The organism is Bradyrhizobium algeriense (genome assembly GCF_003062295.1).
GTDB classification, from domain to species: Bacteria; Pseudomonadota; Alphaproteobacteria; order Rhizobiales; family Xanthobacteraceae; genus Bradyrhizobium; species Bradyrhizobium algeriense.
In genome coordinates, this window is sequence record NZ_PYCN01000035.1 from 39,246 (window position 1) to 52,719 (window position 13,474).

Genomic DNA, 13,474 nt, shown 5'->3' on the forward strand with positions numbered 1-13,474 from the left:
ACTATCGGGGCGCTGCGGTGAATTGCGCCCGCAACCAAGCCTGCACGGCCTCGATCGGTTCGCTCAGCGGCCTGTCGCGGCCGCGGACCAGGTGCAAGGAGAAGCCTTCAAGCTCCGGTCCGAACGGGACCTCCAACGTGCCCTGCGCCAGTTCGTCGGAGACAAGCAGCAGGCTATGCAGCGCGATCCCGGCGCCGGCGACCGTCGCCTGGATCGCATGGGTCTCATCGCTGAAGCGCAGGCCCGCCCGCGCATCGATGCCGTCAATGCCGGCAATTTTCATCCAGCGACGCCAGGTCGGATTGCCGGGATCGCGACGATACCAGTCGAAATGCAGCAAGGTCGCTGACCGCAGGTCGCTCGTTTTCTTGATACCGAGGCGCGGACTTACGACCGGCGCAAAGCGATCGACGGTAAGGGTCTCAGCGACCAGATCGGGGTAGGGTCCGGGGCCATAGCGCAGGGCGAGATCAGCGACGCCCGAACCGAGGTCGACGGCTTCCAGCGTCGCGAGCAACGTGAGATCGATGTCTGGTCGTGCCTTGCGAAATGCCGCGATGCGCGGCACCAGCCACTTGGCCGCGAAAGCAGGTGTCGCGGAGAGCGTCACCACGGTGCGCCGCCGCGTGCGGCTCAAGCCATCGATAACGCGCGCAAAGGAATCGAAGCCGTCGCGGAGAACCGGCAGCAATATTTGCCCCTCCGCCGTGAGCAGCACCTGGCGCGTGCGCCGTTCGAACAAGCTTACGCCGATCGCTTCCTCCAGCTGCCGCACCTGATGACTGATCGCCGTCGGCGTGACGTGCAGTTCGTGCGCCGCGCGCTTGAAGCTCAGATGTCGCGCGGCGGCCTCGAACGCGCGCAGGCCAATCAATGGAGGCAGACGTCGCATTGCTATGGCCTATAGATGAATTTAGCTCATCCATAGGCTGAGTAATTTGCGTTTGTCAATGCGGCCCGCTGCGCCGATCTAAGCCGCTAACAGATGAACGGAGATATGTCATGAAGCTATTACGAATTGATTCCAGCGCGCGTTCCCAAGCCTCAGACCGAAGTTCGCGCGGATCGCATACGCGCAGGCTCACCGAGCGGTTTACTCGCCGTTGGCTGCAACAGCGGCCGAATGATGTTCTGATCAGTCGCGATGTCGGCCAATCACCGCCGCATCCGGTCGCCGAAAAATGGATCGGCGCCGCCTTCACCAAGCCCGACCAACGTGAGCCCTGGATGAACGAGGCGCTGGCCGAAAGCGATGCGCTCATCAACGAGCTGATCGCAGCCGATTTGGTCGTGGCCGGCGTGCCGATGTACAATTTCGGGATGCCCGCACAGTTCAAGGCTTATATCGACAACGTCGTGCGGGTCGGGCGCACGTTCGGTTTTGATCGTTCACGGCCTGACGATCCCTATACGCCACTGCTGGCGGGGATGGACAAGCGTCTCATCCTGCTCGGTTCCCGCGGCGATTACGGGTACGATCCGGGCGGCCGCATCGCTCATATCAATCATGTGGAGGGTGCTATCCGCGATGTCTTCGCCTTTCTAGGCGTCACCGCGTTCCACAGCGTTGCAATCGAGTATGACGAGTTCGGCGGCGATCGATTGCAGGCGTCGATTGCGGCGGCGGAAGGCGCCGTTGATGAACTGGTCGACCGGCTGGCGGAGGCGCGGCAAGCGGTTTACCCGCCCTGCCTCAACCGCGCCAGCACCTTCAGTCCGCCGTAACCGTCAGCCGGCAGCAATCCCATCTTGGTTTGATAGTCCTTCACCGCCTTCATGGTGTCGTTCCCGACGCGGCCGTCGGTGCCACCGGTGTCGAAGCCGGCTTTTGTCAATCGCGTCTGCAGCTCCTGCACTTCGGGAAGCGTCAGCGCGCGTTCGGAGCCGGGGAAGGGCTGGATGAAAGGCGGCGCGCCCAGAATGCGGTCGCCGAGATGGCAGATCGCCAGCGCGTAGTTCATCGATGGATTGTAGCTCTTCACCGAATAGAAATTCGGGCCCAACAGGAACGAAGGACCGCCGGCGACCGGCACCCACATCTGCGCGGATGCGTTCGGCTGCGGGAACGGCTTGCCATCGGCGCGCGTGACGCCGGCGCTGGCCCATGCTGCGTAGGTCCGGCTGCCGCTCGAAGACCCTCCGGAACTGCGGACTTCATAGCCCCAGTGTTCGCCGCGATGATACTTGCCGCGGTTGAGCAGATAGCGCGCGCTGGAGCCGAGCGCGTCGTCGGGCTTGCCGAACGGCGAGACGCGGCCGTCCTTGTCGTAGTCCATGCCGACATTGAGCCAGACTTCGGGCATCCACTGCGTATGGCCCATCGCGCCGGCCCAGGAGCCGCGCATTTCCGCCGGCGTGCCCCAGCCGCGATCGACGATTTTCAGCGCGTTGATCAGCTCGGTTTCCCAATAGGCGCGGCGGCGCGGTTCGTTCCAGGCCAGCGCCGCAAGCGCCGGAAAAATCGGGCGCATATGGTTCTGCTGCACCAGGGGATCGCCATAGGCTGATTCAACGCCCCACAGCGCCAGCAGCGTGCCTCGCTCGACGCCAAAATCCTGCTCGATCCGCGCGAACAGCGCCTCGTGCTTCTTCAGGGCTTCACGGCCGTTGATGATGCGCCAGTCCGAGGCGCGGCGATTGATGTATTGCCAGATCTGCTCGTGGAACTCCGGCTGCTTCTGCATCTGCCGGAACACGCTCATGTCGGGCTCGATGCGGCCCATCACCCGCGTCCAGGTCGCGTCCGAAATGCCTTTTGCAAGTACGCGCGTGCGAAAATTGTCGCGCCATTGGTCGAAGCCGGGTGGGGCTGCAAGCGCGGCAAGCGGTGTGGCGAGCAGGGTGCCTGCGCCGATGCCGGCCTTCAGCACGGCACGGCGGGTCGGGGCATCAGGGGAATCGGGCTGTTTCATGCCGGCAGTCTAGCGGCGCGGCGGGCCGGTGCCAAAAGCCATGACGCCGCGGGAACCGGCGATTCCCTCACAAATCCGCGGCGATTTTGGCGAGCCAGCGGCGGATCATGGTCTGGTCCCTCGCAGACAGCCCGGCCGTCAGCCGTTGCTCGATCACTTGCGCGTGTCGCTTGCACCTGTCGAGCAAGGCAGCACCCCGCCGCGTCACCGTCCACTGCAGCGCCCGGCCATGAACGGGGTGCGGGGTCTTCTTGATGGCGTCGTCGCGCTCGAGATTGCGGATGATGACGCCAACCGTCTGCGGCGTCAGCATTGCCACCCGCGCAAGCTCGGCGCCGGACAGGCCGGGATAGGCCTTGAGCATGGTCAGTACGACGAATTGCGGCGGGGTTACGCCGAGGTCGGCCAGCGACCGCTCCATTGCGAGCCGCGTCGCGGCCTGGGCCTGGCGCAGCAGGTAGGCGAGGTAGCCTTGCTCGCCGCGTTTGCCTTCGCCGGGCGGCGGCGGACGAAGCATCAACGGGGCGGGGTTGCCGGCGGATGTTTGCCGCGACCGTCGGCCGGCGCTCCCGGCTACCGGTTTTGGCGCCCGCTGTGGATTTTTCGCCGGAGCATTTTGCGATCGCGCCGCCGTGTCCCGTGGTGCCTTGCGCAGCATGTCAGTGCTCTTATAATAAATCAGAGCACTGATAACATGAGGCACAAGAGATGTCACACGCCCGCAAAGAATACAGAGACTTCATGTCGCTGACGCCGGACGCCTACGAGGCCGTGCTGGCGCTGAGCCAGGTCGCGGGCAAGGCCGGCATCGACAAGCAACTGCTCGAACTGATCAAGCTGCGCGCCTCGCAGATCAACGGCTGCGCCTTCTGCGTGCAGTATCACATCCTGGAAAGCGAGAAGCTCGGCGTGCCCACTGATAAACTCAATCTCGTGGTGGTCTGGCGCGAGGCGCCGCAATTCTCGGCCCGCGAGCGTGCGGCACTGGCATGGACCGAGGCGCTGACCTTGCTCAGCGAGGGCGTCAGCGACGAGGTCTATGCAGAGGCGAGCGCCGAGTTCTCGGAGAAGGAACTCGCCTATCTCACGTCGGCGGTGGCGTCGATCAATGTCTGGAACAGGTTCGGCGCCGCCTTTCGTTGGACACCTCCGGCGCGGAAACAGGCCGTGGACGCGGCAGCGTCATAGAATTCAGGACGCGGACTCACCAGCGCCGCCGAACAGGATGCTGATTGGTGTAAGTTTGATGAAGGCCAGATAGTTGGCCAACAGCGCGTGTTGCGGACTGGGCTGCTATGCTATTGTAGCCATGACGAGACAAGGTTCGCAATGACGTCCAACTCCTGGATCAGCCGGCTCGGCGCACCGCTCATCGCGCTCGTCCTGACGGTCGTGCCGTCGGTTTCGCCGTCGCACGCGGTTGAGGACGCTCCCAGGGTGAGCGTGGTGTCCTTTGGCCTTTTCGGCGATCAAGGCGTGTTCAGACGCGAGGCGACCGGCGCAGCACAGGTCGTGGCGGGCCGTTTCGGGAGCGGCCCAGTCAACGTGCAATACAATTCGAAGAAAGGCGGCGGCGCAACGATCGAGGCCCTGGCCATGTCGTTGCAAGCGGCAGCCAATGGGATGGACGCCGAGAACGACGTTCTGTTCTTGATTCTGACCTCGCATGGCTCCCGCGACGGTCTTGCAGTCAAAGCGGGGCGACTCACGCAAACGCTCACGCCGGCCAATCTCGCCGATATGTTGGCGCGGACGCGCGTGCGACACAAGGTGGTGGTCATCTCGGCCTGCTATTCCGGCGTCTTTATCCCTCGTCTTGCTAACCCCGATGTCCTGGTCATCACCGCGGCCGATGCCGACCATCCATCGTTCGGCTGCCAGGACAAGGCCAAGTGGACCTATTTCGGCGATGCCTTTTTCAACGTTGCGCTCCGGCAAGCCAGAAGCCTGAAGGAAGCCTTTGTTGTTGCGCGCGCGCTCGTCCGGAAGCGAGAACTGCGCGAGCACTTCGAGCCGTCGAATCCCCTGATGGCAGGCGGAGCAAACGTGCAGCCGTTGCTCATTGCGAGTCCTTGAACAATCGGGCCGCCTTGCATCCGTGAGCACTGGCGTGCTGCGCAAGCGAGCACCGAGTTTTCGGAGAAGGAGCTCGCCTATCTCACGTCGGTGGTGGCGTCGATCAATGTCTGGAACAGGTTCGGCGTCGCGTTTCGCTGGACGCCGCCGGCGCGGCCGGGGACGGTCTGAGCCGGTGGGAACCGTGTCCTGCTAGATTCCCGCGCGAACGACCGGATCGACGCCAAACCGATTGTTTCCCCGCGCTCCCGGAATGAAACCCAGGACGGCGACAACGACGAGGTGAAGAATTGCCAGATTTATGTTCGTCATTTTGGAAATTGGGGGGATCGCCGCCATGGCGACCAGCCACCAGCCCGAGACGTTGAAATCGTGCAATCGCTTCACGAAAATTGCAGTCAGTGGCCAAATCACAATGAAGAGGGCGATGGCGGTTGACAATTTCAGTAGAAAGTCCAGCTCATTGCCGGGCCCGGGCAAATAGTAGAAGGGACTGGGCAAGACAAGATTCGGCAATGTCCGGATCAGCACAGCCAATACCGCGATCGAGCCGATGTAGCCGAGCCAGAACTCCTGGCGACTCGATCGGCCGCTAAAAGATAGAAAGAACCAGCTGAAGGTGGAGAGCATATTGCGAAGGAACCACAGCTTTACGTTTCAAACCGGCTGCGATGATATACGTGGCGGGTTAATGCCTCAGTAATATCTCGATCAAATTTGGCTGCATCTCGCGACGCCGAGTTGATTGCCTAATCATCAATTCTCGCTGCCTTCCCGTGCGTTGTGACGAAGGACGTCCTCGGGCAAAGCGTGGGCTACCGCTGCGACCGCCGGAGGATCGGTGCCGATCTCGCGGCCGCGGCCGCGGATCAGCCGTTCATAGGACGCGATCAGGGTGGTGTAGGGGTTGACCCAGATCCAGCCGTCGCGCGTGAACACCTGTATGTCGAAGTGGAGATGGTACGAGGTGCCGTTCGGGAAATCGAGATAGTTGGAGACCACGCCGATCTTTTCGCCCTCGGCGACCCGGCGCCCGTTGAGAATGCCGTCCGCATCCATGGCTGACGGGTTCATGTGCATGTAGCGAAAGCGGATGTGCTCGTTGCGGGTGTTGATCTGCAGCGTCGCCGCCTGCTGCTTCAGTGAGCGGATCACGATGCCGTCGCGGACGGCCACGACGGCCTGCTTCCTCGGATGGCAACTGCTTTCGCTGTTGCTGTTCGGCGGGCAGGGCGCGGGTCGGATGTCCTGACCCTGATGCCCGAAGCCGGCGGAGCATTGCCCGACCTGGAAGCTGCGGGCTTCGCAAAAATTGTCCCGCCACGGATAGACGCCGCGGCCCCCCTCGGACTTTTTGCTGCCGAAGGATTGCGAGCGGACGGCGGTCGGGGCTTTCGCGAGCGGAAAACGGATTTGCGAATAGGCGGCGAAATCGGCGCGTCCGCCGCGCCGACGCGCGCTGCTACGGGCGATGATGTCGCCGCCCGGGTAATAGGTGAAGTCGGGCGAAACCGCGGTCGGCCGTTCAACGATGTCGGACGAAATGTCGTGGCGTGGCCGCGCCGGTTGTCCGCCCGCGATGCGCAAGGCTTTCAGAAAACGCTCGGCAATGGGATAGGCCTCGCGGCAGGCCAGCCGGCGCGCCCGCGGCGTTGAATCGAGACACTGGATCGACACCACATAGGGCACGCCGAAGCGCGTGAAAGCGTAGCGCACATAGCCTTCACGGATGAAGCGGCGCATGTCGGGGAACTGCGACGCCAGCGCCTTGACAGGCTCGCCCCTGCCGCCGCGCGGATCGGCGAGATCGTAGACGAGGATCGAGCCGGTAATCTGCACTTCGACCGGCCTGGCGAAGATTCGCGACGGCAGACCGCCGCCTGCGCCGGGCTGCAGCGAAAACACCGCGTCGTAGCCGGAAGGGCCGGCGTGGAACAGGTCGGCGGGGCGGAAATCGGCCTGGTAGCGCGACAGCGGCAGCTGTGTGCCGTTGGCCTCGCCTTCGAGATAGCCTGCGGTATCGAACGGCAACAGCACCGGCACTGGACTGCGTCCAATCCCGGCGAACAGGCTTGCGTTGATGGCGTTCAGTTGCACCAGCGCGGGCGTCGAGCGCGGATCCCATGCCGGCACACGCCGCTGGCCGGCGAACGTAAATCGGGAAGCGATCGCCGGTTGGGTGGCGATCTCGGTGCGGAGCCGATCGACAACCGCCCGCCATTCGACGCGGACGGCCGTGATCGACGGCGTCCGGAACTCGGCGGCGGCTGCGGTGAGTCCGGCCGGGAGCAAACAAATGGCTGCCAGCCAACGCCTGAGCAAGCGGACAGCCATCGTATTCAATGCATCGCCCCCCGGCGTGCCCCTTACTTCCAGTGCGCGGTATTAATCCTTCGCGCGCTCGACGTAAGAGCCATCCTCGGTCATGACCACGATCCGCGTTCCCGTTCCAATGTGCGGCGGCACCGCGGTGCGAACGCCGTTGGAGAGGATAGCAGGTTTGTAGGAGGAAGACGCGGTCTGACCCTTGGTGACCGGCTCGGTATCCACGACTTCCAGCGTCGCGCGCTGCGGGAGCTGGATCGCGACCGGATTCATGTCGTGGAGCGACAGCTTCACGGTCATGTTCTCCTGCAGATAGGGCGCGGACGAACCGACGATTTCCTTGGAAACCTGGACCTGGTCGTAAGTCTCGGCATTCATGAAATGGAAGCCGTCGGCATCTTCGTACAGATAATTGAAATTGTGATCCTCGACGGTCGCCTTCTCGACCTGGTCGGTGGTCTTGTAGCGTTCCGAAATCTTCACGCCATCGCCAATGCGGCGCATTTCGATCTGGCTGACCGGAGTTCCCTTGCCGGGATGGATGTTTTCGGCGGTGAGGACGACGTAAAGCCGGCCGTCCTGCTCGATAATGTTGCCCTTGCGAATAGAACTGGCGATGACTTTCAAAGCTGTTTTCCTGAATTTCTGGCCTTCGGCGAATCCGGACATGGGCGTCCGCGGGGCCGATCGGGCGGTTTCGGGCTGCAACATACTGATTTTGCCCGTCGATGCCAGCCGTTTTACTACCGTTTCGATGCCCGCCGGAGGCTGCAAGCGACCCGGTTTCGCCGGGGGTTTACGGCTGGTCTGATCGCGCGTTTGAGGGCGCCTTGGCGTTGTGGTCGGCGCTCTCTGGAGAGGTGAAGGTCTCTTCCGTCAAAGGCTTGAATTTTCGGTCGGGACTATCCGCGCTCGCTGACGCCACCGCGACGAAGGCCGACTAACAAAAGAATTGCAGTTCTTCCCAACCAACATGCTCGTATCCTGTTGTAAATTCTCGCCATTGGACTGCGGAACCGGCCAGAAGGATCAGCGCTCGGGGCCCCTCCATCGAGCGGAATGGACAAGGTGAGCGGGTTTCGCCATGACAGGATGGATGAAGCGCGGGAGGTTGCCGTCTTGAGGGGGCATCACAGAGAAAGTCGAACGATTTCAATGGTATTTTCCGATTCCTTGAATGCCGGTTTAGGCGCTGCGGAGGTCGCTCCGTGGCTCAGCAAGGATCGTTGCTGATGGTCGGGATCGACCAGCCTTCGCCATGGTGGTCGCCTGCGCGGCACGCCGATCGGAAGCCGTTCCTGATGGCGCGAGGCGCGATCACGCGGTCAGTGCGGGCCTGGTTCGACGAACAGGGTTTTACCGAGGTCGAGACCGGCATCCTCCAGGTCTCGCCGGGCAACGAGACGCATCTGCATGCCCCCCGAACCGAAATCACCGGCAACGACGGCACCCGCGCGACGCGTTATTTGCGGACGTCGCCGGAGTTCGCCGCCAAAAAACTGCTCGCCGCCGGTGAGACTAGGATATTCGAGTTCGCGCGCGTGTTCCGCGACCGCGAGCGCGGCGATCTGCATCTGCCCGAATTCACGATGCTGGAATGGTACCGCGCCGACGCAAGCTATGACGCTGTCATGGCCGACACCGTCGTCGTGATCGCACATGCGGCACAGGCGACCGGAATCGGCCGGTTTTCGTTCCGGGGCCGAACGGCCGATCCCTTCACTGAGCCGGAACTGTTGACGGTGGCGGCGGCCTTCGAGCGTTTTGCCGGAATCGATCTTTTGGCCACGATCAACAATGGCGAGGGCGATCGCGCGGCGCTTGCGGCGGCCGCGAGCACGCGGGTGCGGATCACCGATGATGACACCTGGTCGGACATTTTCAGCAAGGTGCTGGTCGAGCATGTCGAACCGAATTTGGGGCAGGGGCGTTTGACCGTCTTGTTCGAATATCCAGCGCCGGAGGCGGCGCTGGCGCGGACGAAGGCGGCTGATCCGAGGGTCGCCGAACGGTTTGAGGTCTATGCCTGTGGCGTCGAACTCGCCAATGGGTTTGGCGAATTGACCGACGCCGCCGAACAGCGCAGCCGTTTCGCCGCTGCGATGGACGAGAAGGAGCGGCGCTACGGCGAGCGCTATCCGCTGGACGAGGATTTTCTCGCAGCGGTTGCCGCGGTGCCGCCGTCGAGCGGCGTAGCCCTCGGTTTCGACCGGCTGGTGATGCTGGCGGCAGGCGCGCTGCGGGTCGACCAGGTGGTGTGGACGCCACCGGCAGGAGAGACATGAACAGGATAGATCCGAAATGGGCGGCAACGCTGCGGCAGCCCGCCGAACTCGTCGAGCGCGGGTTGGCGAAGGCTACCGATCTCGCCGACCTCGAGCGGGTCGCCGCGCGCTATGCGATCGCCGTAACGCCTGATATCGCCGGCCTGATCGACACTGAAAACCCAGACGACCCAATTGCGCGGCAATTCATTCCGAGCGCGCTGGAGCTGGTGAGCGGATCAAGCGAAAACGCCGATCCGATCGGCGACGACGCGCATTCGCCCGTCCCCGGCATCGTCCACCGCTATCCCGACCGCGTGCTGTTCAAGCTGGTGCATGTCTGCGCGGTGTATTGCCGGTTCTGCTTTCGTCGCGAGATGGTCGGGCCGGGCAAAGCGACGGCGCTGTCGGAGGCGGCCTATCGAGACGCGCTGGACTATATTCGTGGGCACACGGAAATCTGGGAAGTCATCCTGACCGGCGGCGATCCGTTGATGTTGTCGCCACGGCGTTTGGCCGAGATCATGACGGACCTCGCCGCCATCGATCACGTCAGAATCGTCCGCATCCATACCCGCGTGCCCGTGGCGGCGGCGGCGCGTATCGATGGCGACATGATCAAAGCGTTGCGCGTTGGCGGCGCGACGACCTGGATCGCCGTTCATGCCAATCATCCGCGCGAATTGTCTGATGAGGCGCGCCTGGCCTGCGCGCGGCTGGCGGATGCCGGCATTCCCCTGGTCAGCCAGACGGTGCTGCTCCGCGGCGTCAATGACGATGCTAGAGTCCTGGAAGCGCTGATGCGGGCTTTTGTCGAAAATCGAATCAAACCGTATTACCTGCATCATGGCGATCTGGCGCCGGGAACCGCGCATCTGCGCACTACGATTGCAGAAGGCCAGGAACTGATGCGCCGTTTGCGAGGCCGTGTCTCCGGCTTGTGCCAGCCGGATTATGTGCTCGATATTCCCGGCGGCCACGGAAAGGCGCCGATTGGCCCGAATTATTTGTCGCATGCAAGTTCCAGGGAAAGTGATCTATCCTCGGAAACGCAGTATCGTATCGTTGACTATTGCGGCGACGTTCACCTCTATCCACCAAAGCCGTGACCCGTGATGACGGAGGACGGCGAGGAGAAGCGGGAGCCGTCGGAAGATGAGGGCCATCGCGGCATCGAGAACGCCGTGATGCTCGGCTTCTTCGTGGTGCTGGTGGCCGCCGGAATCTGGTTGCTCGGCACCATGGCCGATGTACGAAAGGCGCAGGACTGCGCCGCCCAGGGACGCCGCAATTGCGCAACGATCGACGCGCCAGTGCGATAGGAAGAAACAGAAAGCGGGAGAACCAAGATGCGAAAAACAATCCTGTCGATGGCGGCTCTGATGCTTCTGATCGGCAGCGGCCCGCAGGCCCTTGCGCAAGGTGGATCGTCGACGGTGACGAAGAACCCGGACAAGCCGATACCGCAGGCGCCGGTCGGTCATCGCCAGCCACGCGCCAGCGATGTGCCCAGCGAGAAGAACCTGAACGATCCGAACGACCCGCTGAGCAAGGAAAACGCGGCGCTCGACCGCAAGATCAAGAGCATCTGCCGCGGCTGCTAGGGCGCGTACCCAAATCAGACATGGGAGGTCGCGTGCCCGCGGGAACGCTGCGAATGATTGCGGTTGCCGCTGTCTGCCGCGCGCAGCGCTTTTGGATACGTTGCATTTAATGCAGCGATCCTTGACTCCCTCGTCCGAAGAACAAGATGGATCGCGCTCAGGAGGCCCTCAGGCATGATTGTCCGCGGTCGTCATCGTGCGCTTGCACAGGACGCCTGGAGTAAATTGGCGGTCCGGGCTGCGATCGAAGAAATCGCGACCGATGCCATCGCCAATTTCGATCTCGACACATTCTGGCCGGGTCACCCCAGTGGCGAACGGGAGGAAGACGGTGACCCCAGTTTCTACAAGGGCGCGGCCGGCGTCATCTGGGCGCTGGATTATTTGCATCGCATCGGTGCTGTCAGCGTCGCTGCAGACTTTCGACCTGTGCTCCCGAAGCTTCTGGAGCGGACCATCACCGATTTCGAAGCCAGTTCGTCGGCCGATTACGCGAAACATGGCTCATTGCTCCGTGGCGACATGGGGGCGGCACTTCTCGCCATGCGCCTGGCGCCCACACCGAGCCTGGCTGATCTGGTGCATGCGCGCGCAGAAGCAAATAATGGACTGCCGATCCGGGAGCTGATGTGGGGCATGCCCGGGTCCATGCTGGCCGCCATCCACATGGCCGAGGTGACCCAGGAAACGCGATGGCGCCGGCTATTCGAGGTGCAGGCGGCCCTGCTGCTGGCCGATCTGGAGGACACGCCGCAAGGCCCGCTATGGACACAGGATCTCTATGGCCAGCGCGACCGTTTTCTCGGGCCTGTTCACGGCTTCGCCGGCAACGTTATTCCGTTATTGCGCGGGTGGGATTGGTTGACGCCGGCGCAGCAGGCGCAGGTGGCGGAGTTTGTGCCGAAGACCCTTGCAGCGAATGCGTGGCGGTCCGAAGTTGGTACGACGTGGGGCGCGAGAAGCAAACGCGAGACACCGCCAAAGATGTGTCAGCATTGTCACGGCGCGCCTGGCATGGTGACGACCTTTGCGGATGCGCCGTTTGCTACCCCTGAATTTGACGCACTTCTTTTGGATGGCGGTCGCTTCAGCTGGGCCGCCGGACCGCTTACCAAGGGCTCGAACCTCTGCCACGGCACGGGCGGGAATGGCTACGCGTTCCTCAAGCTCTACCGCCGCACGAACGACCCGATTTGGCTCGATCGCGCACGCCAGTTCGCCATGACGGCCATCGTCCAGTATCGCGGCTCTCAGCTGGCCGTTGGCCGCGGACGGTATTCGCTTTGGACCGGCGACGTCGGCCTTGCAGTTTACCTTTGGGATTGCATCACCGGGGAGCCCCGTTTCCCGACGATCGACGTGTTCTGACCCGAACACGGCGGCACGTCAGAGTTGGCAAATGCGCGCGCCAGGAATGAGCAAAAGCATTATGTCTTGAACGGCTCCCTGCCGAATAATAATATAAGAGATAATTGGCAGGCCATTTTTCGGAGTGCGGCTATGCATCCGCTTCGTTTCGGATACGCGGCTCTCGAATACGAAATCGCCGAGGAGAGGGTCTCAGCGCTCGCGCGGCTTGGACAGCGGCTTGAGGCTGCGCTGACGGCACTTGCCGCATGCCCGCGGACGGCCAATTCGGATCGAAAAATCCGCGATGGTCTCGTCGAACAGGCGGGGTATGCGCTTTGGCTCTTCGTCGTGCAGCGCGAGGCCTGCGGTCTCAACAAAATCGACCACGTGATACAGGTCTACGGGGTGCCGAACGAGGTGGTTGCCCGCATGGGGCCATTGGCCATGCCGAGCATGCATCCAACCAGGACCATAGGGGTTGCAGAAGCCCGGGCGCCATTGTTCTAAGACTCGCCTTTCGCGGCGGGCCGCCGCTGTCTTGCGGCATGCAGTGGCGCAGCCCGTCCAAACGCTCGTAGGCATGGTTGCAAGGGGCGCTGACGACCGTCGACGTCCGCAGCAAGTCCGGCGATATTAGTTGTGCTGCCGAAAGCGGAAGTAAATTCACGGCATCGGCGCACCCGATATGACAAACTCGCCGCCAATTATCTCGCGTTCGTCAAACTCGCTTCCATCCCAATTTGGCTGCGCGCTAATGAGTCCCTGGGCCGTGAACCCATAAATCTGCCGGGCGGCTTGCGAGGTCCGCTCTGCGCTGATTTTGTTGAAAAACTCGGCTGTTGAAGCCGAAGGAGATCGCTGATTCATTTCCCCTTAGTGGGTGGAGATTTGAATCGATGATGGGTCCTCGGCAGGTCGACCAGGCGGCACTGTTTTACGAGTT

At 62.6% G+C, this 13,474-nt stretch carries 15 protein-coding genes and 2 pseudogenes; 11 read left to right on the forward strand and 6 right to left on the reverse strand.

Annotation, left to right across the window (positions count from 1 at the left end):
* Position 1: 1 nt before the first annotated feature.
* On the reverse strand, positions 2 to 892 hold the full coding sequence (locus C7G61_RS36240) for a LysR substrate-binding domain-containing protein (RefSeq protein WP_108522490.1): 891 nt from the start codon (positions 890 to 892) through the stop codon (positions 2 to 4).
* Between the two features lie 110 nt (positions 893 to 1,002).
* Here C7G61_RS36240 and C7G61_RS36245 point away from each other — a divergent pair, with 110 nt between their 5' ends.
* Positions 1,003 to 1,725, forward strand: coding sequence for an FMN-dependent NADH-azoreductase (locus C7G61_RS36245; protein WP_108522491.1), 723 nt, complete (start codon positions 1,003 to 1,005; stop codon positions 1,723 to 1,725).
* On the opposite strand, the gene C7G61_RS36250 is transcribed toward C7G61_RS36245, so the two are convergent.
* Together C7G61_RS36250 and C7G61_RS36255 are read right to left on the reverse strand one after the other, a co-directional pair.
* Positions 1,680 to 2,912, reverse strand: a complete 1,233-nt coding sequence (locus C7G61_RS36250) for a lytic murein transglycosylase (protein ID WP_108522492.1) — start codon at positions 2,910 to 2,912, stop codon at positions 1,680 to 1,682. The two genes, C7G61_RS36245 and C7G61_RS36250, sit on opposite strands and share 46 nt — an antisense overlap.
* Positions 2,913 to 2,979: 67 nt before the next feature.
* Entirely contained in the window at positions 2,980 to 3,570 is a 591-nt protein-coding gene (locus C7G61_RS36255; protein ID WP_420836824.1) for a MarR family winged helix-turn-helix transcriptional regulator, read from the reverse strand.
* A gap of 50 nt (positions 3,571 to 3,620) precedes the next feature.
* On the opposite strand from C7G61_RS36255, the gene C7G61_RS36260 reads away from it, so the two are divergent.
* From C7G61_RS36260 to C7G61_RS47620, 3 genes and pseudogenes are all read left to right on the forward strand, one after another.
* Positions 3,621 to 4,100, forward strand: a complete 480-nt coding sequence (locus tag C7G61_RS36260; RefSeq protein WP_108522494.1) for a carboxymuconolactone decarboxylase family protein — start codon at positions 3,621 to 3,623, stop codon at positions 4,098 to 4,100.
* Positions 4,101 to 4,241: 141 nt separating this feature from the next.
* Positions 4,242 to 4,988 carry a C13 family peptidase gene (locus tag C7G61_RS36265; protein ID WP_108522495.1) on the forward strand — a complete coding sequence of 249 codons (747 nt, stop codon included), beginning with the start codon at positions 4,242 to 4,244 and terminating at the stop codon, positions 4,986 to 4,988.
* A 42-nt stretch (positions 4,989 to 5,030) separates the two neighbouring features.
* Positions 5,031 to 5,159, forward strand: a pseudogene (locus C7G61_RS47620) (carboxymuconolactone decarboxylase family protein); the annotation flags it as partial.
* Positions 5,160 to 5,180: 21 nt separating this feature from the next.
* Here the strand turns inward: C7G61_RS47620 and C7G61_RS36270 are convergent.
* From C7G61_RS36270 to efp, 3 genes are all read right to left on the reverse strand, one after another.
* Positions 5,181 to 5,618, reverse strand: coding sequence for a DUF805 domain-containing protein (locus C7G61_RS36270; RefSeq protein ID WP_108522496.1), 438 nt, complete (start codon positions 5,616 to 5,618; stop codon positions 5,181 to 5,183).
* 126 nt (positions 5,619 to 5,744) lie between these two features.
* Positions 5,745 to 7,322: a M23 family metallopeptidase gene (locus tag C7G61_RS36275; protein ID WP_108522497.1), complete on the reverse strand. Its 1,578-nt coding sequence runs from the start codon at positions 7,320 to 7,322 to the stop codon at positions 5,745 to 5,747.
* Between the two features lie 51 nt (positions 7,323 to 7,373).
* Positions 7,374 to 7,940, reverse strand: coding sequence for an elongation factor P (efp, locus tag C7G61_RS36280; protein WP_108522507.1), 567 nt, complete (start codon positions 7,938 to 7,940; stop codon positions 7,374 to 7,376).
* Between the two features lie 605 nt (positions 7,941 to 8,545).
* Between efp and epmA the strand changes: the two genes are divergently transcribed.
* From epmA to C7G61_RS36315, 7 genes and pseudogenes are all read left to right on the forward strand, one after another.
* Positions 8,546 to 9,598, forward strand: a complete 1,053-nt coding sequence (gene epmA / locus C7G61_RS36285; protein WP_108522498.1) for an EF-P lysine aminoacylase EpmA — start codon at positions 8,546 to 8,548, stop codon at positions 9,596 to 9,598.
* The gene (locus C7G61_RS36290; RefSeq protein ID WP_108522499.1) at positions 9,595 to 10,686 is read left to right on the forward strand and encodes a lysine-2,3-aminomutase-like protein; all 1,092 of its coding nucleotides are present in this window, start codon (positions 9,595 to 9,597) and stop codon (positions 10,684 to 10,686) included. The genes epmA and C7G61_RS36290 overlap by 4 nt, the downstream gene beginning before the upstream one ends.
* Before the next feature lie 6 nt (positions 10,687 to 10,692).
* Positions 10,693 to 10,899 carry a hypothetical protein gene (locus C7G61_RS36295; protein WP_108522500.1) on the forward strand — a complete coding sequence of 69 codons (207 nt, stop codon included), beginning with the start codon at positions 10,693 to 10,695 and terminating at the stop codon, positions 10,897 to 10,899.
* A 27-nt stretch (positions 10,900 to 10,926) separates the two neighbouring features.
* Entirely contained in the window at positions 10,927 to 11,181 is a 255-nt protein-coding gene (locus C7G61_RS36300; protein WP_108522501.1) for a hypothetical protein, read from the forward strand.
* Positions 11,182 to 11,355: 174 nt separating this feature from the next.
* Positions 11,356 to 12,549, forward strand: a complete 1,194-nt coding sequence (locus tag C7G61_RS36305) for a lanthionine synthetase C family protein (protein WP_108522502.1) — start codon at positions 11,356 to 11,358, stop codon at positions 12,547 to 12,549.
* A 132-nt stretch (positions 12,550 to 12,681) separates the two neighbouring features.
* Positions 12,682 to 13,038 (forward strand): DUF6665 family protein, encoded by a 357-nt coding sequence (locus C7G61_RS36310; RefSeq protein ID WP_190242131.1) that lies wholly within the window; start codon positions 12,682 to 12,684, stop codon positions 13,036 to 13,038.
* Between the two features lie 159 nt (positions 13,039 to 13,197).
* A pseudogene (locus C7G61_RS36315) lies at positions 13,198 to 13,293 on the forward strand (IS5/IS1182 family transposase); the annotation flags it as partial.
* Positions 13,294 to 13,474 lie beyond the last annotated feature (181 nt).

Excerpts from the sequence above, each read along its gene's own strand:
- C7G61_RS36240 (WP_108522490.1), bottom strand. The coding sequence starts at position 892 with ATGCGACGTCTGCCTCCATTGATTGGCCTGCGCGCGTTCGAGGCCGCC.
- C7G61_RS36245 (WP_108522491.1), top strand. The coding sequence starts at position 1,003 with ATGAAGCTATTACGAATTGATTCCAGCGCGCGTTCCCAAGCCTCAGAC.
- C7G61_RS36250 (WP_108522492.1), bottom strand. The coding sequence starts at position 2,912 with ATGAAACAGCCCGATTCCCCTGATGCCCCGACCCGCCGTGCCGTGCTG.
- C7G61_RS36255 (WP_420836824.1), bottom strand. The coding sequence starts at position 3,570 with ATGCTGCGCAAGGCACCACGGGACACGGCGGCGCGATCGCAAAATGCT.
- C7G61_RS36260 (WP_108522494.1), top strand. The coding sequence starts at position 3,621 with ATGTCACACGCCCGCAAAGAATACAGAGACTTCATGTCGCTGACGCCG.
- C7G61_RS36265 (WP_108522495.1), top strand. The coding sequence starts at position 4,242 with ATGACGTCCAACTCCTGGATCAGCCGGCTCGGCGCACCGCTCATCGCG.
- C7G61_RS36270 (WP_108522496.1), bottom strand. The coding sequence starts at position 5,618 with ATGCTCTCCACCTTCAGCTGGTTCTTTCTATCTTTTAGCGGCCGATCG.
- C7G61_RS36275 (WP_108522497.1), bottom strand. The coding sequence starts at position 7,322 with ATGGCTGTCCGCTTGCTCAGGCGTTGGCTGGCAGCCATTTGTTTGCTC.
- epmA (WP_108522498.1), top strand. The coding sequence starts at position 8,546 with ATGGTCGGGATCGACCAGCCTTCGCCATGGTGGTCGCCTGCGCGGCAC.
- C7G61_RS36290 (WP_108522499.1), top strand. The coding sequence starts at position 9,595 with ATGAACAGGATAGATCCGAAATGGGCGGCAACGCTGCGGCAGCCCGCC.
- C7G61_RS36295 (WP_108522500.1), top strand. The coding sequence starts at position 10,693 with ATGACGGAGGACGGCGAGGAGAAGCGGGAGCCGTCGGAAGATGAGGGC.
- C7G61_RS36300 (WP_108522501.1), top strand. The coding sequence starts at position 10,927 with ATGCGAAAAACAATCCTGTCGATGGCGGCTCTGATGCTTCTGATCGGC.
- C7G61_RS36305 (WP_108522502.1), top strand. The coding sequence starts at position 11,356 with ATGATTGTCCGCGGTCGTCATCGTGCGCTTGCACAGGACGCCTGGAGT.
- C7G61_RS36310 (WP_190242131.1), top strand. The coding sequence starts at position 12,682 with ATGCATCCGCTTCGTTTCGGATACGCGGCTCTCGAATACGAAATCGCC.